Below are 26274 nucleotides of genomic sequence, written 5' to 3'. Positions count from 1 at the left end.
ATCGCGGGTTCGTAGCCAGTCACTTTTTCATCTTCCACGGTTCAAGTCGTTGTATTCTCCATTACAAATCCAGTTAGGGACAGTATCAATACAGGGAAGTTATTTTTGGCGAAATCCTTAGATAAACGATATTTATTGATCATGTTTGGCGATATTAATAGCTCCCGAGGTTCATCGAATGAAATACAACGATCTTTAATGTCGGCTAAGCGCAAAACGACAACCGAATGCCCGTGAGTATCACCGCGTCTCGATACACCATTTTGAAATTCAGGCATTAAATCTCCCAGCCTGACCCAACCCCAACTTTGAGGGAGCCTAAATGGCTTTTCATCTTCAGCAATCGGTGGCAGCGGTTTATCTTTTTTGACCTTCCCTTCCGCAATCAACTTAGCTTTTTCAGCCAGGATGCGCTTGAGCAGCTCGCTGGCTGGTTCGTCGCTTGGGTCTTGCGGCACCAGCTTGCCCATTACCGCCAGTTGCAGCAGGGTTTGCTTGAGGGCATCGATGCTGGCTTCGGTGGTGAACAAGGTGTTGAAATGCGCGGCGATGCGCTGCCAGTTTTCGGCGAAAGATTCCGTTCGTACCCTATAGGGCATAAATGCTGAGCTTGTCGAAGCATGATCGGAATCTTTTGCTGATTGTCCTTCGCCAAGCTCAGGACGAACGGTTGTGGAAGTGAGCGTGCCGAGCAAATGGCTGACCAGTTTTTCGTGGGCTTCGGCGGCGTTGTTATGCTGGGTTTCCAGTTGGTCGCACAGCGCCATCAACTCATCGACTTTGGCGACGATGCGGTGTTGCTCACGCTCAGGAGGTAACCCGGTCCAACAGTGAAATCATGAAGGTAAGGTTTTGCATACCGTTCATGCCGCACATCCGATTTTTAGCTTGGCCAACATCTCCCTTACTTCTTGCACGGTCCATGCGCGGCATCGTGGCGACAAAAGCCGCCCGGGCGGGAATTTTTTTGATTTGATACCGTCAAGAAATGTGGTTCTGGACATGCCCGATACAGCCAGGATCGACGGTAACCGAACTAGCGCGTCTGGATCCTCTGGCAATTGCTTTGGAACGTATGTTGTTTTATTTCGCTTTTTGGTGCCGATTTGGTCGGCGGTTGATGCTTGTTGCATGGGTTTCCCTCGATTGATTATTTAAATCGTTCGGAGGAATCCTAAGGCGTTCGGCTGATGATTACAGGGTATGAAATTACTGAAAAAATGATCCTTGACAATTTTTATGCGGCGAGGTAACCGGGGTCGTTTTTGATTACCGCCTTGCGAGTTTTTCAGTTAGCACTTGAGCGGATAGAGTTCTATGCATATGGCTTTCCAATAATGATGTTTTAACTTCACGTGTTTTTCTCAATTTCCCTTTTAAATCACCATTATAGTTTTTTAAAGAAACAAAATCGTGAAATAGTAGATCAATCAATTTATTTTCACCGTATTTAATCTTTTCATATTTTTCAACTATGCATAGGTCAATGTATGGGATAACACGATGCAGAATCCATTGATCAAAGTTGACTTGCGTATAAGTTTTATTGCATTTTTTATCTTTGGATTCATTGTATTTCGCTTTATTACTTTCGTAATTAATATACTTTCTTTAACCCTTTAGCCATACATCAAAATCTCGCTTTATTTGCTCATCAGTTGCGAACATATTTACAGATACATTCGCCGTATGGATTAGCTTCATATCATCTCTGAACGCATTTTTCGTTGCTATTTCATAAGGTTAAAATGAAATATCAGCTGTATCACGTCCACATTCCGAATCGTTCCTAAGTAAACATGATTCATTCAACTCTAACATTTTAGAGCTTGATGATTCATTCAAATCTTTGCTTATAAGCCACATGTCATAAACAGATAGACTGTTCACCGATCCTGTTGAGAAATTTCTTTGAAAGCCTTTTGATTTGACTAAATTTTCAAATCCCCACGCAGTTCTATTTGAGTCGTCTATTATCGGACTATATTTAATTGTATTAACAAAACGTCTTCTGAATATATTATATTCGTCGTTATATGCAATTACTCTGTTCTCGATAACGCTAATCCATCCCTCAATAGGCATGGATTTTAGTGCATCATAATTTTTTAAATCGAACCAGCTAGTATCTGGCTTGTTTGAACTCATATTCACTCCGTCCAAGTGAAATCCGTCCGAAAGGGTTAACCGGAAATGGGGGACGAATCCCACTTGTTGCCTGGCCAGGCTATCCGGTTGAATGCATCATAATCAAAAACCGCCGCAAGGGTCCAATATTGCTGGATGACAAGGCATAATGCCGCTTTCGATCCAGGAACAGGCCGCCATGTCCGTTTATTGCCCGAATTGCCAAGAAAAAGCGCGGATCACTTCCCGCAACAACCTCACCGAAAGTAAAACCGTTGTCGACTTGTATTGCGAATGCAAAAACCCGCTATGCCAGGCAAGGTTTGTACTCACAAAATCATTCACGCGCTGGATTAACCCACCGGCAAAATCTACCGAGCAATTAGCTCAGAATCTTTTAAACCACCTCAGCAAGGAAGAGCGCGCAGCACTACTGCCAGGAAACTCAACCTAATCTACTTATGCCTGGCGTTGAAACGGTATGATCTGAGCGTCGGCTTTGAGTCCATCCAAGTAATCAGCCCAGCTCTGCATCATCCGCCGGCGTTCTTCCAGGTATTGCGCCCGATTGTAGGCCGCGCGGACTTGGTCGCGCGGCGCGTGGGCTAGTTGCCGCTCTATCGCATCCGGACTCCATCCCTGTTCATTGAGCAGCGTTGATGCGGTCGTTCTAAAGCCGTGCGCAGTCATCACATCACTTTCGTAGCCAAGAGACTTAAGCGCCGTCCGGATGGTGTTATCCGACATGGGCCGGCCATCGCCCCGACTGGAGGGGAAAACGTATTGACCGGCGCCGGTTAGCGGTTGAACGCCCTCCAGTATGGCAATGGCCTGCGTGGATAGCGGCACAATGTGGTGAAAATCAGTTTTGGAAATGTAAGGACGCCATTCTTTGGCGGTTAAATCGACATCCGCCCAGAGCATTTGCCTAATTTCGCCGGGCCGTTGAAACACCAGGGGCGACAGCCTAAACGCAGATTGCACAACAAAAGTGCCCTGATAATTGCTTATATCCCGGAGCAGCTGCGCGACTTGTTTGGGATCGATGATCGCCGCTCGGTGTTTTACCTTTTGCGCGGGTATCTGTTTGGCGACGGGTTGTGCCGGATCGTAGTCGGTGTAGTTGTGCACGATGGCGTAGGCAAATATCGAGCTGATTTCGGCATGTAGGCGGTGAGCGGTTTCGAGCTTGTTTATCTGGATTAGCGGTTTTAGTGCCTCCAGTACGTCAGATGATTTGATTTCTTTGATGGGCTTGTCACCTAGGACCGGAAACGCTAGGCGCTCAATACGGCTGGTTTTCTTGGTGTGGGTGGTTTGGCTGGTTAGGTGTGAAATAGAGTGCAACCATTGGCGGGTTACGTCTGCGAAGCTGTCTATTATCGGAAGCCCGGCATTCACCCGATCTTCGTTGGTTTCGGCTAGCTGTCGGGCTGCTTTGATTTCCTTTCTTCCCGCGCTGGGGTCTAAACCATCTGCAATTTGCTGCCTGGCTTCTTCGGCCTTGCGCCTGGCGCTTTCTAGGGTCGTGTCCGGATAGACGCCAAATGAGAGTTTTTTCCGCTTCCCCTCAAAGGTAAAAATGAACTTCCATATCTTAGTGCCGTTTTTACCGACAACCAGATTGAGCCCGCCGCCATCGTTTATGAAGTAGTCTTTATCTTTCGGCTTGGCCGCCCTGTAGACAGTATCTTTATTGATGTTTAAGGCCATATTGTGTCCTCGAGTGTGTCCTTCTGATGGTCATTATATGAAAGGACACAATGAAGGACACACTTTTGCTTGCATGCCCCTGCATTTCGTTGCATTTCTTTGCACAATAAAAAACCCGCGAGCCCAGAAGATTCGCGGGTTTTTGCACTTCTTTGCACTTCCGTGCATTCTCAAATGGTACCGACGGGCGGACTTGAACCGCCACGACTTGCGTCACCACCCCCTCAAGATGGCGTGTCTACCAATTTCACCACGTCGGCTTTATTTGTTGCTAACTTATTTTGCCGCTGGCTTTTCGACTTCTTTGATAGCCGGCGCTGCAGGCAAAGTCGCATCCTGGATCGGCAAGCTGCCGTCTGCCGGCATGCCTTGCGTTAACGGTACATCAGACTTAACGGGTTCAGCAGCAGGTGTCGAATCCAATATGACGTCGGTTTTTTTACCTTGATAGCCGCTTAAGACGGCCAAGCCTAAGCTGGTAATAAAAAACAAGGTGGCGAAAATAGCCGTGGTTCTGGACAAAAATGAAGCAGAACCTTGAGCGCCGAATACTGAACCGGATGCGCCACCGCCAAAAGTCGCGCCGGCATCCGCGCCTTTTCCTTGTTGCATCAGGACCAAGCCAACGATGCCTATACCCAGGAAGATGTGAATAATTATTATAATTTGGTACAACATAAAGACCTTAATCGGATGAGACTAAACCGAATGGCAAATCTGCAGGAAGCCTTTTGCATCTAGCGATGCGCCCCCAACCAAACCACCATCAATGTCCGGCATCGCAAACAAGCCTTTTGCGTTATCTGGCTTGACGCTACCGCCGTATAAAATTTGTACTTTTTCCGCGATTACCGGATTTCTATCGGCAATCCGTTGGCGAATGTACTTGTGTACTTCTTGCGCTTGCTCGTCGGTCGCCACTTTGCCGGTGCCGATAGCCCAAACAGGTTCGTAAGCGATGACAGCTGTTTCGAACGCTTCGATGCCCGCGGCGGCAATCACTGCGTCCAATTGCTCGTCAACGACTTGGAAGGTTCTGTCTTGTTCACGCTCTTCCAGTGTTTCGCCAACGCACAGCACGGGCACCACACCTTTGCTCAAGGCTTGGCAAAAACGTTTGGCAACCGACTCGTTGGTATCGCCGTAGTAGCTGCGACGCTCGGAATGGCCGACTAAGGCATATTTGCAACCGACTTCGCTCAGCATTGCCGCAGACACTTCACCGGTATAAGCACCGGAAGCTTGGTCGGCTACGTTTTGTGCGCCCAATGCGATGGGGGATGCAGCCAATACGCTACGAATATCTGACAAATAGACGAAAGGAACGCAAACCGCGACTTCCTGCTGAACGTCACCTAGACCATCAGCCAAAGCTTGAGCAAGTTTTTGCCCATCTTCCCGAGAGCCGTTCATTTTCCAGTTACCCATAATCAAAGACCGACGCATTACATCCTCCGAGCTAAATAAGACCGCATATAATATCGAGTTAAGCCTTTTAGTTCAAGCCGGAATAGCTTTCTTGACATCGGCGGCCAGTTGGTTGGCAAACTTGACCACCTCGTCTTGATCTACACCTTCCACCATCACTCGGATCAATGGCTCGGTACCGGAGGATCGCAGCAACACTCTACCTCGTTCACCCAGTTTTTTCTCTACTGCGTCCACGGCTTTTTTGATGCTGTCGATCTCTTCGATTTTGACTTTTTTATCGGTTTTGACGTTAATCAGCACTTGCGGGTATTTGCTCATACCGGATTTAAGCTCGTTCAGGCTTTTGCCAGTACGTTGCATTTCCGCCAACACTTGTAAGGCGGAAACAATACCGTCGCCCGTGGTGGTTTTATCCAGACAGATAATATGTCCGGAGCCTTCGCCACCGAGCATACCTTTGTGCTCAGATAACATTTCCATCACATAGCGGTCGCCTACTTTGGCGCGCAGCAGAGGCACGCCGACGGCTTTCAGCGCATGCTCCATGCCAAGGTTTGACATCAGTGTACCAATCACGGGCCCGAACAATTTGCCTTCTTCCAAACGTGATTTGGCAATGATGTAAATCAACTCGTCGCCATCGACAATTTCACCTTTGTGATCGACCATGATAATCCGGTCGCCGTCGCCATCCAGCGCTATTCCCAGATCGGCGCGGAATTCCAGCACTTTGGCAGCCAGATTTTCCGGCTTGGTAGCACCGCATTCGTCGTTGATGTTCAAACCGTCCGGGTCGGCACCGATGGTGACAACTTCGGCTCCCACTTCGCTGAAAACATGCGGTGCGATGTGGTACGTCGCACCGTTGGCACAATCGATAACAATCCGCATGCCTTTAAAATCCAAATGCGGCGGCACGGTTGCCTTGCAAAACTCAATGTAACGCCCGGCCGCATCGCTGACCCGTTTGGCTTTACCCAGCTTTGCCGATTCCACCGTAGTCATCGGCGCATCCAAATATTGTTCGATCTGATGCTCTACGTCATCCGGCAATTTGGCGCCGTCCACCGAGAAAAACTTGATACCGTTGTCATAGTAAGGATTGTGAGAAGCACTGATGACAATGCCGGCTTTCGCTCTTAAAGTACGAGTCAAATAGGCAATACCAGGCGTGGGCATAGGCCCCAATAAACGGGTATCCACACCCGCCGCCGACAACCCCGCTTCCAACGCTGATTCGAACATATAGCCGGAAATGCGCGTGTCCTTGCCCACCAACACGAAACCACTGCCTTCCTTGGCAAAGACTCTGCCTGTCGCCCAGCCCAGCTTTAGCATGAAGTCGGCAGTAATGGGGTATTCACCGACTTTGCCGCGGATACCGTCAGTGCCAAAATATTTTTTTGCCATACTCAAATTCTCTTAACTAAATCCCAAAAAAAAGAGAGGCCGGAGCCTCTCTCGCTTTTGCCGTTACAGCATCAGCCTTGCTCGGCTGCGCCTCCGATTGATGGGTCGGTATCTTTTTGATCCCAATGATCATTTTTGATGCCACCACTGGAAGACGGCGTATCGTCCTCCCAACCTTTTGGCTCTCTCACCGGCTTTCTTTCCATCAAATCATCGATCTGATATTTATCGATGGTTTCGTATTTCATCAAAGCGTCTGCCATTGCATGCAGAATATCTTCATTTTCCTTCAGAATCGTTTCAGCTCTTTCGTAATTTCTGTCAATGATAGACCGGATTTCTTCGTCGATAGTGTGAGAAGTTTCTTCAGCCACAGATTTATGCTGAGTGACAGAGCGGCCCAAGAAAATTTCGCCTTCTTCTTCACTGTACGCCAAAGGACCAAGACGTTGCGACAAACCCCATTTGGTCACCATGTTTCTGGCCAACTCGGTGGCACGTTCGATGTCGTTGGAAGCACCGGTGGACACTTGTTCCCAGCCGAAAATCAATTCCTCGGCAATCCGGCCGCCGTACAAGCTGGAAATCATGCTATCGAGTTTACGTTTACTAGCGCTATATTGATCGCGCTCAGGCAAGAACATGGTTACACCCAACGCACGGCCACGCGGCATGATGCTGACTTTGTAAACGGGATCGTGCTCAGGCACCAAGCGGCCGACGATAGCGTGACCGGCTTCGTGATACGCGGTCATTTTCTTTTCTTTCTCGTCCATCACCATGGAACGTCTTTCCGCCCCCATGATCAGTTTGTCCTTGGCTTTTTCCAAGTCCACCATGCTGACTAAACGCTTGTTGTAGCGCGCGGCAAACAAGGCCGCTTCGTTAACCAAGTTGGCTAAGTCAGCACCGGAAAATCCTGGCGTACCTTGGGCGATATATTTGATTTTGACGTCATCCGCCGCAGGGACTTTTTTCAAATGCACATTAAGGATTTGTTCCCGGCCCCTCACGTCAGGCAACCCGACTACCACTTGACGGTCAAAACGGCCTGGACGCAACAACGCTTTATCCAACACGTCGGAACGGTTGGTTGCGGCGATAACGATAATACCTTCGTGACCTTCGAAGCCGTCCATTTCAACCAGCAATTGGTTCAAGGTTTGTTCGCGCTCGTCGTTGCCACCGCCCAAACCGGCACCACGTGAACGACCAACCGCATCGATCTCGTCGATGAAGATAATGCACGGTGCGTGTTTTTTAGCTTGTTCGAACATGTCGCGCACCCTGGAGGCACCAACACCGACGAACATTTCCACAAAGTCCGAACCGGAAATAGTGAAGAACGGCACTTTGGCTTCGCCGGCAATCGCTCTGGCCAACAAAGTTTTACCGGTGCCCGGAGGCCCCACCATCAAGGCACCGCGCGGTACTTTACCACCCAGTTTTTGGTATTTTGACGGGTCTTTAAGGAAGTCGACCATTTCTTCGACCTCTTCCTTAGCCTCGTCGCAACCTGCCACGTCGGCAAACGTCACCTTGTTTTGATCCTGATCCAGCATCCGTGCCTTACTTTTACCAAAGCCCATCGCACCGCCGCGACCACCGACGCCGCCGCCTTGCATTTGGCGCATGAAGAATACCCAAACTGCAATCAGCAACAAAATCGGACCAAATGACACGAAGATTTGCATCAGCATAGACGGCTCTTCGGGAGGCTGAACGGATATTTCCACACCATTAGCCAACAGATCGTCGATCAAATGCGGATCGTTAGGCATATAAGTCTTAAACTTATCGCCGGAGACCATTTTGCCTTTGACAGTATTATCGGAGATCGCAACCTGCTGAACTTGTCCAGCTTTGACAGCGTCGATCAATTGCGAGTACGAAAAAGTCGCGTCGCTACGAATCGCCCGCGACCCGAAACTGTTGAATACAGCCATCAACACTACGGCGATGACCACCCACAAAATTAAATTTTTAATCATATCGCTCAAGTTACGCGCTCCGGCCTGGAATGGCCTCAAAATTTAAAAACCGAGTAATTGTATCAGGACTACTCGCATCCCACCGCCATCATAGCCCTATGAACGGCGACTTTCGCAGTTTTATTTAAAACCTTTCGCCAAAATATACACTTCGTTACTTCTGGGCCGCGAAGCTTTCGGCTTTCTAATCACCACACTGCTGAACTGCTGACGCACTTGATTATAGTATTCATCAAATCCGGCGCCCTGAAACATCTTGATCAAAAACGTCCCACCCTTAGCCAATATATGTTGCGCGGCATCCAGAGCCAATTCGCCCAAGTAAATCGCCCGCGGCTGATCCATTTCCCGACTACCACTCATATTGGGGGCCATATCCGACAATAACAAGTGAACCGGTTCGCCATCAAGCACTTTATATAGCTGCTCCAGCACATCGTCTTCCCGGAAATCGCCTTGAATAAAATCGACGCCATCAATAGGATCGATAGGCAATAAATCCAGCGCAATCACCTTATTTTTTTTACCGACGATTTTGCTGACATATTCGGACCACCCACCTGGTGCAGCGCCCAGGTCAACTATATTAATACCAGGTTTTATGATTTTGTCTTTTTCTTGGATTTCTATCAGCTTGAACACGGCACGAGAGCGGTAGCCCATGGCCTGCGCTTTCTTGACATACTCGTCTTGGAAATGTTCCTGCATCCACTGCTGGCTACTTTTGCTGCGTGCCATATTTTCTATTCGTGTAAAATTGCTGGGTTTTTAAAGTTTAAGGAAACAGAGTGAATCCTATTCAAAAGAAAAAGCTGAAAGCTGAAGCTCACCCGCTCAATCCGGTGGTGATTATCGGCCAGGCAGGCTTGACCGAAGCAGTTATCAAAGAAATTAATGTAGCGTTGGACGCTCACGAGCTGATCAAAGTCAAAATTCGCGCAGAAAGAGACGAGCGTGCGGCTATTAGAGAACAAATCTGCGCGCAAACCAAGGCGGAACTGGTGCAATCTATTGGTCAAATAGCCGTTATTTATCGTTTGAACCCCAAGAAATAAACTCAATGGGGAGGCATGCCTCCTCCCCATTACCAATCGACTTAAATATATTGGACCGAGAGAATCTCGTATTCGATATTGCCGCCCGGCGCTTTTACCGTCACCACGTCTTCAACTTCCTTGCCGATTAATGCCCTGGCAATCGGCGAACCCACCGAAATGCGGCCTTCCTTGATGTTGGCTTCGTCTTCGCCGACGATCTGATAGGTCACTGTCTTGCCGGAATCGAGATCTTCGATTTCCACTGTCGCCCCGAACACGACCTTGCCGTTGGCTTCGGTTTTTGTCACATCAATGATATTGGCGTTGGATAACTTGCCTTCGATTTCAGCGATGCGGCCTTCGGCAAAGCTTTGCTGTTCGCGCGCCGCGTGGTACTCGGCATTTTCTTTTAAATCGCCGTGTGCGCGCGCCTCAGAGATGGCCTGAATGATGCGCGGTCTAACCACAGTTTTAAGTTCTTCCAATTCGGCGCGCAATTTATTGGCACCCACCACTGTCAGTGGAAATTTTTGCATTTACTGCTCCCCTCTTGAATTCAAATTCATCCGTTAAAATGTCTTATGCAAGTCTTGCAGGCAATTCACGTCGCCGGCATCGAGTTCGCCCAAGGCATAACAAGCCGCACGCGCACCCGCCATCGTCGTGTAATAGGTTACCTTGCGCTGCAAGGCTTCGCGGCGCATGGTAAACGAATCAGCCACGGCTTTAACACCCTCGGTGGTATTTACGATTAATTGCACTTCGCCGTTTTTAATCATGTCCACGGTATTGGGCCGACCTTCGTTGACCTTGAAGATTTCCTTGCAAGGAATACCGGCTTCTTTCAATACCTTGGCAGTACCGCGAGTGGCCACAATCTCGTAATTTTTGTCGATCAGCATTTTGGCCAGTTCCGGCAGCTTAGGTTTGTCGGCATCACGGATACTGATCAACACCTTGCCGCTGTGACTCAAATCCACACCACACGCGCGTTGCGATTTGGCAAACGCTTCGCCGAAGGTCTTACCGACGCCCATGACTTCACCGGTCGATTTCATTTCTGGTCCCAACAGCGGATCAACGCCGGGGAACTTAATGAACGGGAACACCGCCTCTTTCACCGAGAAATATTCGGGAATACGCTCTTCGGTAATGCCCTGCTCTTGCAAGGATTTACCGACCATCACCCGCGCGGCGATTTTCGCCAGCGGATAACCGGTGGCTTTGGAGACAAACGGCGCGGTTCGCGAGGCCCGCGGATTGACTTCCAGTACATAGATGGTTTCGCCTTGAATCGCAAACTGAGTATTCATCAGACCGCGTACACCCAGCGCTTCGGCCATTTTCGCGACTTGTGCACGCAGCTGATCCTGCATATGTGCCGGCAAGTCATAAGGCGGCAACGAACACGCAGAGTCACCGGAATGCACACCGGCTTGCTCGATATGTTCCATCAAGCCACCAATCAGCACTGTCTCGCCGTCGTAAATCGCATCAACGTCCATTTCCACCGCATCGTCCAGAAATCTATCCAGCAATACGGGCGAATCGTTGGAAACGCTGACCGCTTCTTTCATGTAGCGGCGCAGCCCTTCTTCGTTGAACACGATCTCCATCGCCCGACCACCCAACACATAGGATGGGCGCACGACCAAGGGATAACCGAGTTCGCGAGCCGAATTAACGGCTTGCTCGACCGAACGTGCAGTGGCATTGGGTGGTTGCAACAGATTCAAACGCTCCAGCAATTTCTGAAAACGCTCGCGATCTTCAGCCAAGTCGATAGAGTCCGGCGAAGTGCCGATAATCGGCGCACCAGCAGCTTCCAAGGCCCTAGCCAGTTTCAACGGTGTTTGCCCGCCGTACTGGACGATGACGCCTTTGGGTTTTTCCAATTCGATAATTTCCAACACATCTTCCAGCGTCAAAGGCTCGAAGTACAAACGGTCGGACGTATCGAAGTCGGTAGAAACGGTTTCCGGGTTACAGTTGACCATGATGGTTTCGTAACCATCTTCGCGCAACGCCAAGGCCGCATGTACGCAGCAGTAATCGAACTCTATACCCTGACCGATCCGGTTCGGGCCACCGCCAAGGATGATGATTTTTTCCTTGTCGGACGGATTAGCCTCGCATTCCTGTTCGTAAGTCGAATACAGATAAGCCGTATCGGAAGCAAACTCCGCCGCGCAAGAATCGATGCGCTTGTATACCGGGCGCACGCCTTTTTTGTGGCGGACGCTACGCACTTCCGATTCCTTGGTTTCCAACAGTTTCGCGAGGCGTCTATCAGAGAAGCCTTTACGCTTCAGCCGCAACAACTCGCCCGGCTCCAGGGTCGCCAGGGTTTTGGTGGACAAGGTTTTTTCGGTATTAATCAGATCCTCGACTTGCGCCAGAAACCACGGATCAATTTTCGACGCCTGATGAATATCCGCAAAACTCAAACCACTACGGAATGCATCCGCCAAATACCAGAGGCGTTGCGGGCCGGGATAGCGTAGTTCTTTGAGAATGGTGTCTTCGCTATTAGCATCGTTCAAATCGGCAATTTCATCCAGACCATCGACACCCACTTCCAAGCCACGCAAAGCTTTTTGCAAAGATTCCTGGAAGGTGCGGCCAATCGCCATCACCTCGCCGACCGACTTCATTTGCGTGGTCAGCCTGTCATTAGCTTGCGGGAATTTTTCGAAGGCAAAGCGCGGCACCTTGGTAACCACGTAATCGATGGACGGCTCGAACGACGCAGGCGTAGCGCCGCCGGTAATTTCGTTACGCAATTCATCCAGCGTATAGCCCACAGCCAATTTGGCCGCGACTTTGGCAATTGGAAAACCAGTGGCTTTAGAGGCCAGCGCCGATGAACGCGACACCCTGGGGTTCATTTCGATGACAATCAAGCGGCCGGTGTCGGGATTGATGGCAAACTGTACGTTGGAACCGCCGGTATCCACGCCGATTTCCCGCAATACCGCCAAGGAAGCGTTACGCAGAATTTGATATTCCTTGTCGGTCAGAGTTTGCGCCGGGGCTACGGTGATCGAATCGCCGGTGTGCACGCCCATAGGATCGAAATTTTCGATCGAGCAGATAATGATGCAATTGTCTTTGGAATCCCGCACCACTTCCATTTCAAACTCTTTCCAGCCCAAAATGGATTCTTCGATCAATAGCTCGCTGGTCGGCGACAAATACAGGCCGCGCTCGCAAATCTCGATGAACTCTTCGCGGTTATAGGCAATACCGCCGCCGCTGCCGCCCATCGTGAACGAGGGGCGAATCACGGTGGGGTATCCCACTTCTTCCTGTGCGGCAAACGCTTCTTCCATGCTGTGTGCGACTTTGGCTCTGGACACTTCCAAACCAATGCGCGCCATCGCTTCATTGAACAGTGCACGATCCTCGGCCATATTAATCGCTTCTTTGGTCGCGCCTATCATTTCCACGCCGTATTTCGCCAATACGCCGTGTTTGTCCAACGCCAACGCGCAGTTCAGCGCGGTCTGGCCGCCCATCGTCGGCAGGATGGCGTCGGGACGTTCTTTTTCGATGATTTTCTCAACGGTCTGCCAGTCGATAGGCTCGATGTAAATTGCATCGGCCATATCCGGGTCGGTCATGATCGTCGCCGGATTGGAGTTGACCAGAATCACCCGGTATCCCTCTTCCCGTAGCGCTTTGCAAGCCTGGGTGCCGGAATAGTCGAACTCGCAAGCCTGACCGATGACAATCGGTCCTGCGCCCAGTAATAAAATCGATTTTATGTCGGTTCTTTTTGGCATATCACTCTGTATAAAACTTAAGCGGAACGAGGCTGGTTCATCAAATCGATGAAATCGTCGAACAAGGACTCGACATCTTGCGGGCCGGGACTGGCTTCCGGATGCCCCTGAAAGCTGAAGGCCGGCACGTCGGTGCGGGCGATACCTTGCAGACTACCGTCGAACAGCGACACATAGGTCGCTTTCAGATTGGCGGGCAAAGAGTCGGCGCTGGCGGCAAAACCGTGGTTTTGGCTGCTGATCATCACCCGGCCGGTTGCCAGTTCTTGCACCGGATGGTTGGCACCGTGATGGCCGAATTTCATTTTCTCGGTTTTCGCGCCGCTGGCTAAAGCCAATAACTGATGGCCCAAACAAATACCGAACACCGGCACTTTTTTATCCAGGATGGTTTTGATCGCTTCGATGGCATAGGTGCAAGGCTCCGGATCGCCGGGGCCATTGGATAGGAAAACACCGTCAGGATTCATTGATAACACTTCGGCGGCGGGCGTTTTGGCCGGAACGACCGTGACCTTGCAGCCGCGGTTGGCCAACAAACGCAGGATATTGCGCTTGATACCGAAATCGTAAGCCACTACATGCTTGGTCAAATCAGGCGCTTGTTGATGACCTTCGCCCAGCTTCCAGACGTTTTCGGTCCAGACATAGGCTTGCGCGGTAGTCACTTCCTTCGCCAGATCCATGCCTTTCAGGCCTGGGAAGCCTTCGATGGCCTGTTTCGCAGCGTCTAAATCAACGGATTCGCCGGCCATGATGCAACCGCGTTGCGCGCCTTTGTCGCGTAACAAGCGGGTTAATTTGCGGGTGTCGATGTCGGCAATCGCCACCACGTTGTGCTCGCGCAAATATTCGGGCAGGGTTTTCGCGTTACGCCAGCTGCTGGCCAGCAAAGGCAAATCCCGTATCACCAGGCCGCTGGCAAACACTTTGACAGATTCGTCGTCTTCAGGATTAGTACCGACATTGCCGATGTGCGGATAAGTCAATGTGACGATTTGCCGTGCGTACGACGGATCGCTGAGAATTTCCTGATAGCCGGTCAGTGCCGTGTTAAAAACCACTTCTCCCACGGAACAGCCGTCGGCACCTATCGAAATGCCGTGAAACACCGTCCCGTCTTCTAGTACCAGTAATGCAGGTTTGTTCAAGATTGGCCACCTTAGATGTAGAAAACGGGATAAATCTTGCGATTCATCCCGTTCCTGATAGATAAAAACTTAGGTGATTTTACGAAATTATGGCTGTTTGGTCATTAACAATTTTCTAACTTGGTGCGTCACCGAGATTCCGCTGTTTCACAAAGGCGCTGTATTTATTGCCAATTCCGCCTTATCCGGATTGGCCGGGCGCCAGCAGCCACTGCACCGGGCTGTGTAAGGACAACAGGTTCAGTCAATGTTCGAATTTGCCGATTTCGGCTTGCAGTTTTTCTTGCTGCGCCGCCGTTAACAACATAAACACCTCATGATCGAGCTTGGATTTTTCCAAGGCCATCTGCTGATGCATCGCTGCGGATTTCTCAAGCAACGCTTTGGCCTGTTCCTCATTGTAATCCGCGGAAAAGCTCAAAGCGTGCAATTCGGCTCGTAGCGCATGCTCGTCTTTAAATCGGGCCTGGCCGTCACCAATTCGGGTTTTCATTAAATTCTTGATATCCGCTTCCTGCTTTTCGCTGAGATCAAGATTTTTTAAAAATCTCGGCAAATGTTGCTCGCCGTCCGCTTCGCCAAACCTATGTATCGGCGGTTTGCCGCCGCCATGGTGCCCGCCGTGCGGCGGCTCAGCCATTGCAGTTAGGGGTAACAAGCCAAGCACTAACACTAATTTTTTCATAACACTCTCCACAAAACGATGATAAATCCAAGGACAAAACCTGTTCAATTTCGTCGTAGCCAGTATTTCAAATCAGAGGTTAAGTGCTGTTAGTGCCGTGTAAAATCAGGTAAACCCCGCTGGTTGTCTAAAGAAGCCGCGGCTATGATGATGAACACACAGCCAACGAGCGAGAACCATGCATAAAGTGTTAATTATCGATGACGACGTCGAACTGGCGGGATTATTCCGAGAGTATCTAACGCAGGAAGGTTTTAATGTGGACGTCAGCCATACCGGCGCATCCGGACTGCAACATGCCCTATCCGGCGAATATCAATTAGTCATTTTGGACATCATGCTGCCGGATATCAAAGGCACCGAGATATTGACGCGCATCCGCCTGGAAAGCAGGGTTCCGATACTGATGTTTACCGCCAAGGGCGATGACGTGGACCGCATCATTGGCATGGAATCCGGCGCCGACGATTACGTCCCCAAGCCCTGCACGCCCAGAGAACTGGTTGCCAGAATTCGGGCGATTTTGCGCCGAACCCAGCCCGCCGCCAGTTTGTCATCAGGACCGATTGTGGCCGGGCCGTTGAAACTGTGGCCGGAAAAACGCAAAGCCACCTGGTTTGAGCAAGACCTGGACCTAACCAGCACCGAGTTCAATTTACTGGAAACTTTGGCCAGTCAGGTGGGCCGGGTCGTCAGCAAAAACGAGCTCTCCGAAAAAGCCCTGGGCAGGCCTCTGGCGCGTTTCGACCGTAGCATTGACGTCCATATGAGCAGCATCCGCCAGAAACTCGGCAACCAACCGGACGGCCATTCTTACATTCAAACCGTGCGCGGCCAAGGCTACCAGATGATCAAGGTATAAGATGGGCAGATTGTTTTGGAAGTTTTTCTTTGCTTTCTGGCTGGCTCTATTGACCGCAGGCATCGGTGTCGGTACCGCCGTCTGGCTAAGACACTCCGCGCAGCAAAACCTGTCGGCCAAACCAGCCGATGTCGTCGATGTCAGACGCGCTTCGCTAGTCAAGCTGGCCGCCAGCACCATGCCGCATGGCGGCGTCAAGGGCTTGCACGATTTTATTCAGACCTTGCAAAACACCCGTTTTCCACCGATATACGCAGTAGACGATACGGATCGGGAATTACTGGGCAGACCCTTAGCGACAGAGGTATTGCAGCAGGCCAGAGCCTTACAGCGAAAAAACGCCTACCCGGATGCCATACAAATGATTGCGGCCGACGACGGCCATCGTTATCTACTTTTCGTACCCTTGCCGGAACACGGTTTTGGCAGCCTGTTCAGGCCGTCATTTCCGGGCAACCCCGAACTGCCTGCATTTGGCTTCGACGGCCCCCTTTTTGGAGACCGGCCACCCCCGTCGAGCGCTAACCTGGAAGAGCACGGCCCTCGCCCGCACCGCGAGCCGCCCACGCCGATTTTACCGATAATCTCCGGCAGCTTGGCTAGCCTGCTGTTCAGCGGACTGTTGGCCTGGTATTTCGCCAAACCCATTCGCAGCCTGCGCGACGCTTTAAGCGCTGTAGCTCAAGGCCGGCTAAATACCCGCATCGGCAATGCAATGGGTAGACGGAGCGACGAATTGGCGGACCTGGGTCGTGACTTTGACCATATGGCGCAACAAATCTGCTCGCTAATCAATGCTCAGCAACGTCTGCTGCACGATGTATCCCACGAACTTCGCTCGCCGTTGGCGCGTATCCAAGCCGCTATCGGCCTAGCCCAACAACAACCGGAAAAATTGCCGGCCACGCTGGAACGCATCGAACGGGAATCGCAACGCATCAGCGATTTGGTCGGCGAACTATTGATGCTATCTAAGCTGGAAGCGGGCGTTGCGCCAGGAAAACTGGATGCAATCAATCTCGACGACCTACTGGCCGACATTGTCGCCGATGTGCGTTTCGAAGCAGAACCGAAACATATCGAACTGAGGTATCTCGGCGATGTTGACGTGGAGGTCGAATGCCAAGGCGAACTATTACATCGCGCTATCGAAAACGTGCTGCGTAACGCCGTGCAGCACTGTCAAGCCGACGGTACGGTATGCATTGCCGCCGATTTTGATAGCGCTAATCGTCACTTAAGAATTCGGGTGGACGATGACGGCCCTGGGGTACCCGATCAGGATTTGACGGCCATTTTTCAGCCGTTTTTCCGTAGCGGACAAGCACAAAAACCGCACAGCACCGGCCTGGGACTCACCATCGCGCATCGAGCCGTCGAGGCGCATGGCGGCAGCATCAGCGCTAGCAACCGGCTGCAAGGCGGTTTAAGCGTGGCGATCGAGATCCCGTTTCCAACGCGACAAACAAATTAGAGGTACATATGCTGAAATTAAAACACCGGATTACCGTCGCGCTGGCGGTTTTATTGGCGGCAGCAACTTTTCATGCCGACGCCGGCCCACACCATCACGGCGGTGGACATTTTGGCGGCCATTTTCATCCTGGCTTCGGCTTCTACTTCGGCGCTCCACTCTATCCCCGACCGTTTTACCCGTCCTATCCTTACTACCCGGCTTATCGGTATTACCCGCGGGAAATCATCACGGTACCGGTGCAACCCCCGGTCTATATCGAACGCGAGCGCAGCCAACCCCAGAACAGCCCCTTAGCCGAAGGCTACTGGTATTACTGTACCGATCCAGCCGGTTACTATCCTTACGTAAAAGACTGTGCGACTGGTTGGCAACAAGTTGAGCCGACGCCGCAAAATTAACAGGAGATCGCAAACATGAGCACTAACCTCCAATTGGCTGGAATCTGCATGGCACTGGCCTTGAGCGGCTGCGCCCATATGCCTTCGGGCCCGAGTGTGATGGCGCTGCCCGGCACCGGCTTATCATTCGAACAATTTCGCCAGGACGACTACCAATGCCAGCAATACGCGGCAGGGCAAGTAGGCGCTACGCCGAATCAGGCCAGCACCGATAGCCAAATCGGCAGTGCCGCAGTCGGCACGGCAGTGGGAGCGGCCGCCGGTGCCGCTATTGGTGGAGGCGGCGGAGCCGCAATCGGCGCAGGCACCGGTTTGGTTGCAGGTACTATCGTCGGCAGTGGCGAATCAAGACGCTCCGGCTATGCCACCCAACAAGGTTACGACAATGCCTATGTGCAATGTATGTATGCCAAGGGCCACCGGGTGCCGGTATCCGGTCAGTTTTCTTACCAATCGCCGGCCCCGAAAACATCACAGCCTAGCATCCCGCCACCACCGCCCGGATTACCGCCACCACCTCCGTATCGGTGATAGTCAGGAAGGGCTTGCGTAACTAAAAAGTCATCCGCAAGCCCGCTTCCAGAATGTGGTCGGAAATATTGGTTTGGCCCAAGCGGGTTTCATAACGCACGAACCCTGAGCCGCCATTGGGCAATGTAGCGCTGAGCGAACCGCCGAGGTTGACATAATCGCGATCGGGCTCGCCGGTTTGAATCGTAAAATTACCCTGCCCCGGCTCGGCCTGAGCCAAGCGCATGTGAATCAGCCGGTTGTCGTTAAGGTATTGATGCTCCCATTCCACGCGCGCGGCCGGCGTGAATACGCCCCATGACGTGCTGAGCGCATAACTGATTTGGGTACCGAGATTGCTGACGAAAGAATGATTGATTTGCTCGCCTGTGATTATGTCGAAACCGTTGCCGCTGTGCTCTTGGTATTGGGCGATATTCATGCCCAGATACTCTAAACGCAGATAAGGGCCGATGGCCCACTCGTCCCAATTGAAGTCTTTGCCGCTGCTTAATGCAAAACCGTATTGATTGCCGGTGGTTGTCGATGCGGATTGGCCGGCGAATCCGGAAAAGGCGTATTGGCGGTTAAAGGCATAGTCATTACCGCCGTAATTTCCCACCCAATCCAGATAAATATCCTCGGGCAGATAATAGCTGCCGTATAGTGCGCCCAGATAAGTATCGCTGCTCATATTGCCGGCCGAATCGGCATATTGGGTGGAAGAATGCGTGTAGTTAAACGCGGCACCAACCACCAATTTGTCGCTAAGTCGATAATCCGCGCCGCCCGTTACGGTGCGCGCTTGCGAATCAAAGCCGCGATCCCAGGCATCACCGCGCAGATTGGCAAAATTAAAGCGGGTTTGTAAAAACACACCCAGCGGCGAATCTCGGAACAACTCGTCATCGCCCGCCGCGCCGCCTAGCCCCTGAGAGCCCACGGGGTTGGCGGATAATTGGATCCCGTTAAAATTCACCGACAAAGGCGCACCGCCGCCGCCTGCCCGTAAGCTCGCCAATCGGGTCAGCGGGCCATCCATGCGCGTTGCGCCCAATTTCACCGGCCCGGCCATCTGGCTCGGCACCTGATCCGGCGTTAATGCTGCAACAGCGGTGGTTTGCTGCTCCGGACTGAGTGCTTGCAGTTGCAGACACCGGGTAGCCAAAATCCCGCTTGGCGTAGCGCAAGCCTCATTCAAGGCGGGCGCGAAAGTCTGCTGGTTAAAGGTTAATTCCGCTGAGGTGCTGGTTTCGGTCGTAAAAGGTTGCAGACTCCAGGGTGCCAATTGGCCTCGACCCCCACCGAAACTGCGTATCGCTCCCAATAAGTATTGGTTTTCCGGCAGATTGGGGTCGATGTAAATGTTGTAGTCGCTGCTAATGCTGCTTAATTGGTTCACGCCATCCGCCAATACCAGTCGACTGGCATACAATGCGGCGCCCGGCGTGCTATTACCATCGACCAAGCTCAAACCGTTGCCGCTCGCTACCGTTACAGAACCCCAGGCAAAATTATTGACCGCACCGGCAGTGGTCTGCCCCTGATCGCTACCCACCAAGCTCATCGCATGCTGCGTCGCGCTCGGGCCGCTGAAAACCAGATCGGCATTTGCGGTATTCCACAGGGTATTTTGCGTACTGGCATTAATAAAGTCGCCGGTTACGATGAAAACATCGCCGGCACCGCCCACCAAATAACCGCTGGCACCTATGGAAAGATTGTTGAATTGATTGATCGACGGGTCGCTCTCATAGCGGCCGTTATTCGTGAAGTTACCGGTAAACGCCACCGAGGTATTTACCGTTCTGAAAACACCGTCGTTACTGACATTGCCATCAAACCGATGCGTGTTGTTACCGGAAATATCGACGCGCCCTTGCCCGCTGTTATAGAAATCGCCGGTCCCGGTAATTAGACCGGTTTGCGCCAGATTGAATTGGCCGGTATTGCTTATAGTGCCGGTATTGTTCAGCACGCCGTGATTGCTGAAAGTACCTTGGTTACTCAGTTGCCCGGCGTTGCCGAAACTTCCCTGATTGACCAGTGCGCCGGCGTTTGTCAGCGTATTGCCCGTTACATTGTCGATGCTGCCGCTATTGACCATCTGTCCGGCATTCTCGATTACACCTTGGTTGTTGATGGCGCCGAAATTGGCGAAAACGCCTGAGCCATGACTGAACGTGGCGCTGTTATTGACTAATGTGCCATAGTTGTTGAAATCGCCGCCGGTGTTGTAATAGTAACCGGGCAGAGTGCTGAAACTGTCATTCGCACTAATAGAACTAACGGCTATAGGTGTGACAGTTACCTGAAAAGGCGCGAAACCGGATACGCCATTCTGGTCTTTCCCAAACCCGCCGGCAGTATTCGGTTGGTAAACATAGTCCAGCGTTGCGCCAAGACCGATAAAGTAAGTCCCCGGCGTTTTAGGGGCCGTGAGTTGACCGGAAAACGATCCGCTCAGGCTACCGAAACCGGGACCGATTCCGCCGGAGTAAAACCCGGCCGAGCCAGCCTGTGCCGGGGCAATCCAAGCGGTATAAAGCTGGATAATGCAGCCTGGGCAGTAACTGGTGTCGCCTTCCTGGATGCTGTAACCACCCGCCAAATTAACAGTGGCCCCAGACCCTACCGTTGCCGAATTTCCGGCAAAACTCCCCCTGTCTGCGCCGGCAAAGAACGGCTGAGTAATCGTGACATTACGCCCAATCACCGACCAGGACACATTGGATGACAACGCATCGGCTAGCGCAGACCCGGAGGCGCAAGCCAACAAGCCAATCCGTATCGGACCCTTTAATTTCATCACACTGTTAATTTGCTATGCGCTTGGATTGCGGGATTTGAAGAACTATGCACATAAGATTAGCCGAATCATTCAACAAAACAACCGCATCGTTAGGTACTCTCAACGATGCGGAATATCAAATAATTTACAAGGACCCCAAATAAGCGGCCACCGCCTTGATGTCGTCTTCGCTAAGCGATTGTGCCAGAGCATTCATTTGCGGGGCCTTGCGCGCGCCTTTTTTGAAATCGGTTAGCTGTTTGGCTAAATATTGCGGATGCTGTCCGGCCAGTTTCGGCACCATACCCATACCTTGCGCATTGTTGCCGTGGCAACCCAGACACATAGCAGCTTTGTCTTTACCCTGCTTAACCAAATTGGCGTCGCTGCTACCGGCCGATTTGCCGTGCAAGCTGGCGTAATACGCAGAAATATTTTGAATGTCGGTGTCGCTCAAGCCTGAAGCCAAGGGCTTCATCACCTCGTTATCACGCTGACCGTTGCGAAATTTATTCAGCTGACTCTCGATATACACCGCGCTCTGCCCCGCCAGACTGGGCCATAACGGGCTGCTACTGACGCCGGCCGCACCGTGGCAACCTTGGCATGCAGCCGCTTTCGCCTTGCCTGCTTCGATATCCGCTGCATTGACGCCTGCGGCAAACAGCCCCAGCATGACGATATATTTCATTTTATGATATTTATTATTCATCGGAATCACCCTTGGTTGGCTTGTTGTACAATCCTGACCACATAATGCGCTATCAGGCTTCTGCATCATAGTCAGGCGACATTGACTAAGCAAACCTAAATCCCTTCAACCCACTCGAACCAAAGGAATAGGCCATGTCGTGGTTGCTATCGCTTTTTAATCAAGATTCCGTGCCGCACACACTACTAATTATTAGCTTGGTAGTGGCAAGTGGCCTGGTGTTGGGCAGAGTAGCGCTGGCCGGCATTCAACTGGGCATCGCCGGCGTGCTGTTTTCCGGACTGCTATTCGGGCATTTCCAACTGAGTATCAATCCGGAAGTGATGCATTTCTTGCGAGAATTCGGCTTGGTACTCTTCGTTTACGCGATTGGTTTGCAAGTCGGCCCCAGCTTTGTCAGCTCGTTTTTTCGTTACGGCCTGCGCCTGAACGGCATGGCCGCCGCGATTGTGCTATTGGGCGCATTGATCACGGTCTTGATCAGCATTGTCGGCGAGATTCCGATGCCGGTAGCGGTGGGCCTGTTTTCCGGCGCCACCACCAATACCCCATCGCTGGCCGCCGCCCAGCAAGTACTGGGCGGGATTACCGGCATCGACAGCGAAACCTTGAAAATGCCGGGCTTGGGCTATGCGGTGGCCTACCCATTCGGTATCGCCGGCATCATTCTGGCCATGCTACTAAACAAACGCTTGTTTAAAGTCGATATAGCCGACGAAGCCAAAAGCTTTGCCGACCAACAACAGCAAGACACCCATGTACCGATCTGGAAGGATTTGCGGGTGGAAAACCCTAATCTGAACGGTTTAACGCTGAGCCAAATTCCGTTTTTCGAAGGCATGAACGTCGTTATGACCCGGATTCTGCATAACGGTGCCGTCGATGTTGCTGGCCAGGAAAGCCGCCTGGCAATTGGCGACACCATCCGCCTAGTCGGCGAACGTGAACCTTTGGAACAACTGAAAATTCTGATCGGTCCGGAGTCGGATATCGATCTAAAACAAATTGCCACCAATTTGCAAAGCAGACGATTGGTAGTCACCAACAAATCCGCGATCAATCAAACCGTCGGCAATCTGTGCATGCTTTACGGCGTCACTATTTCCCGAATTCATCGGCCTGATGTCGAGTTCTCGCCCACCAGCAATGTGCATGTCCACTTCGGTGACGAGCTGAATGTGGTGGGTCATCAGGAAGCGTTAAACAGTATCGAAAAAGCCCTGGGTAACTCGCTGGAAGAACTCAACCATCCGCAGATCATGCCGATTTTTATCGGCATCTCGCTGGGAGTGTTGCTGGGCAGTCTGCCGATGTATTTACCCGGCATTCCTTCCGCGGTAAAGCTGGGTATGGCCGGCGGGCCGCTCTTGGTGGCGATTATGCTGAGCAGGGTGGGCAACTGGGGCACGATGACCTGGCATTTACCCAAAAGCTCCAACATCATTTTAAAAGACATAGGGATTGTGTTGTTCCTGGCCTGCGTCGGTTTGCACTCCGGCGATCAATTCGTCGAGACACTGGTCAAAGGCGATGGTTTTTACTGGATGGCCTGCGCGGCATTAATCACTTTGCTGCCTCTGCTGATCGTCGCGGCCGTGGGCCGGATAGTCTACAAACTCAACTTCCTAACACTTTGCGGCTTGCTGGCCGGCAGCATGACCGATCCGCCCGCGTTGGCGTTCGCTAATAACCTCAGCCCGGCGGCAGCGGTGTCCATGGCCTATGCGACCGTGTATCCCCTGGTCATGATTCTGCGGATCATCGCCGCGCAGCTGATTATCTTGTTGGTGCATTAAAACCGATTCATTCATCGGATTGTCTGGTTTGGCGGCTAAATCCCCGAGCCAGATGAGGCGCGTAATGCGATGACATCGAGCTTAAACATCAACTACCAAAATCTGGCTCCCCGCAATGGCAAGTTATATCTTCTGCCAGCCTTCTACCCAACCGGCATTGCAGACAGTTATTTGCACAGCTTATTGCAAAACCTGACCTGGCAAACCGAGCAAATCCATATCTTCGGGCGTTGGGTGCCGGTACCGCGCTTGATGGCCTGGTACGGCGACCCTGGCGCCTACTACCGCTATTCCGGGGTAGATCACCAACCCTTGCCCTGGACCAGCGAGCTACAATCCATACGAAGCGACGTTGAAACCGTTTGCCAGCAGTCTTTCAATAGCGTATTGGCCAATCTGTATCGCGACGGCCGGGACTCGATGGGCTGCCATGCCGATAATGAAAAAGAGCTGGGAGCGAATCCGCTGATCGCGTCGCTCAGTTTCGGCGAGACGCGCTTACTGCGTTTTCGGCATACCCATAACCGCAGCACGCTGGATATTGAGCTGCGTCACGGCGACTTGTTGATCATGGCCGGCGCGTTGCAACACCATTGGCGCCACGAACTACCCAAAACTCGGCAAGCCAAGCAAGCGCGTATCAATCTGACTTTTCGGCGGATTGTGTCAACGCCCACTTCGCCCGCGCTATCCGCAGCGCGTTAACCTTTTCGACCAACAGCTGCCGGACAGTCTGCTCAGCCGGTAGCTTGCTATTTACGCGAGTATTATCGCCATCCAGTTTCACCAGATATTCTTGGTTTTCGGCAAATACACTAACCATATCCCGATTATCGCCGCGCCGATGAATAATGTATTTAGGCGAGGTTTTCGCTGCGCCGAACAATACCCCGTTCCAATCCGAATAACATTGTTTGCCGGCAACCAAACCTCGCAAGCTGTTAAAAACATCAATTTGTTGATATTGATTATTTTCCACGCTTGCAGGCTGATAACCATCGGCAATTACTAAGGGCACTTTGGCCGACGCTTTATACTGGCCATATAACTCGACTTCGGCTTTTTTTAAGGGCGTCATCGAATGATGGTCGCCGACAATAATCAAGAGACCATTCTTGAAAAAGCCCTTATTTTGTAGTTCTCGATAAAACCGGCCTATTTGCTTATCGGTATAGGTAATGGCTGCCGATTCGGATTTTTCCTTAGTCTCGGGATTAATATAGGGATGATGGCTGCTAACCGTTTTGATAAACAGCAAAAAATTATTTCTCTTATTTTTCTCTATCCTGTCCAAGACTCTTAAATATAAGGCCTCATCCGGCGCGGCCTCAAAATGAAACCGTTCCCATTTTTCGTACTCCGGCTGGTCGTGGCCTTCGATATAATCAAAACCTACACTTTTTGCCCAGACTCCGGTATTACCAAACTCCAAATCGGCAGTCGTTAAAAATTCGGTTTTATAACCGTGCTTTTTAAGAATATTGGGTAGGGAATCTTTTATATTATAAAAACTATAAAACGACGTACCGCCGTCGTCGGTATAACTGGAGGGCGGATAGAGCGGCTGCAAGCCCGTCAGCAGCGCGACTTCGCCATCTTCGGTGATAAAACCGTTGGCGTAAAAATTCTTGAACGCTTGATGTTGGCTGGCAATGGCATCCAGATTGGGCGTCCAATCGTGGATGCCGGAGAAATATCGGCTTTGATAAGCGGAAAGGGACTCCACCATCAAAATAATAATATTCTTAGTGTCTACCGGTTGAGTTTGGCAGTTTATAGGCTCTTGAAAACTAAAGTTATCGACATAGGCGGCGCTATACGGCGCAGCCTCGGATAATATGGTTAAGTTATAGTCAATGACGTTTTTATAAATCCAGGCATGGGCGTATTTTTCATTATCGGCAAACGCCGCGGCCAACGGTAAGCCAAGAATTAAGCAGATGGGCCACTTTTTGAAATAAGGATTTATGGATTTAAACCTTACCCACGAAAAATATAACGGCACAGCCAAGACTAATGCGCTAAGCCCAAGCATACCAAAATCGCTTAATCCATAAATTTGCTGAATATATTTATACGAATAATCCGCATATTTTATTGCGTCACCCAAAGCCAAATGGGTATTAAAATTAACGATAATGGCGTAATCGATAATATAAAGCGCAAACAACAACAAAGCCGCCAAACGTAATATTGCTGCCAGCCCACGCATGATAGTCGGCAGAAACGAAAAATACAGCAATATAAAAATACCGCCATAAATCAGCGCGTCATTACATAAAACCTGAGTAAATCCCAGCAAACGGGTGCCGGTATAGTGATAAATAAAATTATCGACATACCACCCTTTCAGCAGCAAGGGCGCAACCAATATAAGCCATAAAACAGTTTTGCCCAT

General features: G+C 51.2%; 24 protein-coding genes and 1 tRNA gene. 8 read left to right on the top strand and 17 right to left on the bottom strand.

Annotation, left to right across the window (positions count from 1 at the left end; translation table 11 throughout):
- Nucleotides 1–41: 41 nt before the first annotated feature.
- The 3 genes from QLH52_RS21310 to QLH52_RS21305 form a co-directional block, all read right to left on the bottom strand.
- The gene (locus tag QLH52_RS21310) at nucleotides 42–767 is read right to left on the bottom strand and encodes a restriction endonuclease subunit S domain-containing protein (protein WP_319962875.1); all 726 of its coding nucleotides are present in this window, start codon (nucleotides 765–767) and stop codon (nucleotides 42–44) included.
- A 96-nt stretch (nucleotides 768–863) separates the two neighbouring features.
- Complete coding sequence (locus QLH52_RS24680) at nucleotides 864–1133, bottom strand: helix-turn-helix transcriptional regulator (RefSeq protein WP_425257874.1); 270 nt, start codon at nucleotides 1131–1133, stop codon at nucleotides 864–866.
- Nucleotides 1134–1743: 610 nt separating this feature from the next.
- Complete coding sequence (locus QLH52_RS21305) at nucleotides 1744–2148, bottom strand: hypothetical protein (protein ID WP_319962874.1); 405 nt, start codon at nucleotides 2146–2148, stop codon at nucleotides 1744–1746.
- A gap of 148 nt (nucleotides 2149–2296) precedes the next feature.
- On the opposite strand from QLH52_RS21305, the gene QLH52_RS21300 reads away from it, so the two are divergent.
- The gene (locus QLH52_RS21300; protein WP_319962873.1) at nucleotides 2297–2581 is read left to right on the top strand and encodes an ogr/Delta-like zinc finger family protein; all 285 of its coding nucleotides are present in this window, start codon (nucleotides 2297–2299) and stop codon (nucleotides 2579–2581) included.
- A gap of 5 nt (nucleotides 2582–2586) precedes the next feature.
- On the opposite strand, the gene QLH52_RS21295 is transcribed toward QLH52_RS21300, so the two are convergent.
- The 7 genes from QLH52_RS21295 to rlmE form a co-directional block, all read right to left on the bottom strand.
- Nucleotides 2587–3840: a tyrosine-type recombinase/integrase gene (locus QLH52_RS21295; RefSeq protein WP_319962872.1), complete on the bottom strand. Its 1254-nt coding sequence runs from the start codon at nucleotides 3838–3840 to the stop codon at nucleotides 2587–2589.
- A gap of 175 nt (nucleotides 3841–4015) precedes the next feature.
- Nucleotides 4016–4100, bottom strand: a tRNA-Leu gene (locus tag QLH52_RS21290).
- Between the two features lie 16 nt (nucleotides 4101–4116).
- Entirely contained in the window at nucleotides 4117–4518 is a 402-nt protein-coding gene (secG, locus tag QLH52_RS21285; RefSeq protein ID WP_171696150.1) for a preprotein translocase subunit SecG, read from the bottom strand.
- 21 nt (nucleotides 4519–4539) lie between these two features.
- A complete protein-coding gene (tpiA, locus tag QLH52_RS21280) occupies nucleotides 4540–5286 on the bottom strand; it encodes a triose-phosphate isomerase (protein ID WP_205451076.1) in 747 nt (248 codons plus the stop codon).
- Nucleotides 5287–5340: 54 nt separating this feature from the next.
- Entirely contained in the window at nucleotides 5341–6681 is a 1341-nt protein-coding gene (gene glmM, locus QLH52_RS21275) for a phosphoglucosamine mutase (protein ID WP_033155614.1), read from the bottom strand.
- 71 nt (nucleotides 6682–6752) lie between these two features.
- Nucleotides 6753–8672 (bottom strand): ATP-dependent zinc metalloprotease FtsH, encoded by a 1920-nt coding sequence (gene ftsH / locus QLH52_RS21270; protein ID WP_205451079.1) that lies wholly within the window; start codon nucleotides 8670–8672, stop codon nucleotides 6753–6755.
- 120 nt (nucleotides 8673–8792) lie between these two features.
- Nucleotides 8793–9410, bottom strand: coding sequence for a 23S rRNA (uridine(2552)-2'-O)-methyltransferase RlmE (gene rlmE, locus QLH52_RS21265; protein WP_319962871.1), 618 nt, complete (start codon nucleotides 9408–9410; stop codon nucleotides 8793–8795).
- Nucleotides 9411–9460: 50 nt separating this feature from the next.
- Between rlmE and yhbY the strand changes: the two genes are divergently transcribed.
- Entirely contained in the window at nucleotides 9461–9727 is a 267-nt protein-coding gene (yhbY, locus tag QLH52_RS21260; protein ID WP_205451089.1) for a ribosome assembly RNA-binding protein YhbY, read from the top strand.
- Between the two features lie 41 nt (nucleotides 9728–9768).
- Here yhbY and greA read toward each other — a convergent pair whose 3' ends face one another.
- The 4 genes from greA to QLH52_RS21240 form a co-directional block, all read right to left on the bottom strand.
- A complete protein-coding gene (gene greA / locus QLH52_RS21255; RefSeq protein ID WP_020485125.1) occupies nucleotides 9769–10245 on the bottom strand; it encodes a transcription elongation factor GreA in 477 nt (158 codons plus the stop codon).
- Between the two features lie 33 nt (nucleotides 10246–10278).
- A complete protein-coding gene (gene carB, locus QLH52_RS21250) occupies nucleotides 10279–13494 on the bottom strand; it encodes a carbamoyl-phosphate synthase large subunit (RefSeq protein WP_205451093.1) in 3216 nt (1071 codons plus the stop codon).
- Nucleotides 13495–13511: 17 nt separating this feature from the next.
- A complete protein-coding gene (gene carA, locus QLH52_RS21245; protein WP_205451098.1) occupies nucleotides 13512–14645 on the bottom strand; it encodes a glutamine-hydrolyzing carbamoyl-phosphate synthase small subunit in 1134 nt (377 codons plus the stop codon).
- Between the two features lie 244 nt (nucleotides 14646–14889).
- A complete protein-coding gene (locus tag QLH52_RS21240) occupies nucleotides 14890–15330 on the bottom strand; it encodes a Spy/CpxP family protein refolding chaperone (protein WP_319962870.1) in 441 nt (146 codons plus the stop codon).
- A gap of 178 nt (nucleotides 15331–15508) precedes the next feature.
- Here QLH52_RS21240 and QLH52_RS21235 point away from each other — a divergent pair, with 178 nt between their 5' ends.
- The 4 genes from QLH52_RS21235 to QLH52_RS21220 are packed head-to-tail and all read left to right on the top strand — an operon-like array spanning nucleotide 15509 to nucleotide 18598.
- Nucleotides 15509–16192, top strand: a complete 684-nt coding sequence (locus QLH52_RS21235) for a response regulator transcription factor (RefSeq protein WP_205451103.1) — start codon at nucleotides 15509–15511, stop codon at nucleotides 16190–16192.
- A gap of 1 nt (nucleotide 16193) precedes the next feature.
- Nucleotides 16194–17666: a sensor histidine kinase gene (locus tag QLH52_RS21230; protein ID WP_319962869.1), complete on the top strand. Its 1473-nt coding sequence runs from the start codon at nucleotides 16194–16196 to the stop codon at nucleotides 17664–17666.
- A gap of 8 nt (nucleotides 17667–17674) precedes the next feature.
- On the top strand, nucleotides 17675–18067 hold the full coding sequence (locus tag QLH52_RS21225; RefSeq protein ID WP_319962868.1) for a hypothetical protein: 393 nt from the start codon (nucleotides 17675–17677) through the stop codon (nucleotides 18065–18067).
- 15 nt (nucleotides 18068–18082) lie between these two features.
- Nucleotides 18083–18598, top strand: coding sequence for a glycine zipper family protein (locus QLH52_RS21220; protein WP_319962867.1), 516 nt, complete (start codon nucleotides 18083–18085; stop codon nucleotides 18596–18598).
- A gap of 22 nt (nucleotides 18599–18620) precedes the next feature.
- On the opposite strand, the gene QLH52_RS21215 is transcribed toward QLH52_RS21220, so the two are convergent.
- On the bottom strand, nucleotides 18621–21386 hold the full coding sequence (locus tag QLH52_RS21215) for an autotransporter domain-containing protein (RefSeq protein WP_319962877.1): 2766 nt from the start codon (nucleotides 21384–21386) through the stop codon (nucleotides 18621–18623).
- 127 nt (nucleotides 21387–21513) lie between these two features.
- Nucleotides 21514–22080 (bottom strand): c-type cytochrome, encoded by a 567-nt coding sequence (locus QLH52_RS21210; RefSeq protein ID WP_033155627.1) that lies wholly within the window; start codon nucleotides 22078–22080, stop codon nucleotides 21514–21516.
- 134 nt (nucleotides 22081–22214) lie between these two features.
- On the opposite strand from QLH52_RS21210, the gene QLH52_RS21205 reads away from it, so the two are divergent.
- Nucleotides 22215–23876 (top strand): putative transporter, encoded by a 1662-nt coding sequence (locus tag QLH52_RS21205; RefSeq protein WP_319962866.1) that lies wholly within the window; start codon nucleotides 22215–22217, stop codon nucleotides 23874–23876.
- Between the two features lie 69 nt (nucleotides 23877–23945).
- Complete coding sequence (locus tag QLH52_RS21200; RefSeq protein WP_319962865.1) at nucleotides 23946–24581, top strand: alpha-ketoglutarate-dependent dioxygenase AlkB family protein; 636 nt, start codon at nucleotides 23946–23948, stop codon at nucleotides 24579–24581.
- On the opposite strand, the gene QLH52_RS21195 is transcribed toward QLH52_RS21200, so the two are convergent.
- Nucleotides 24517–26274: an LTA synthase family protein gene (locus tag QLH52_RS21195; RefSeq protein WP_319962864.1), complete on the bottom strand. Its 1758-nt coding sequence runs from the start codon at nucleotides 26272–26274 to the stop codon at nucleotides 24517–24519. The genes QLH52_RS21200 and QLH52_RS21195 overlap by 65 nt on opposite strands.

Origin of the sequence: Methylomonas defluvii (genome assembly GCF_033949435.1) — a bacterium.
GTDB classification, from domain to species: domain Bacteria; phylum Pseudomonadota; class Gammaproteobacteria; order Methylococcales; family Methylomonadaceae; genus Methylomonas; species Methylomonas defluvii.
The sequence above is the reverse complement of the archived record's forward strand: the minus strand, read 5'-3'. Positions and strand labels throughout refer to the sequence as shown.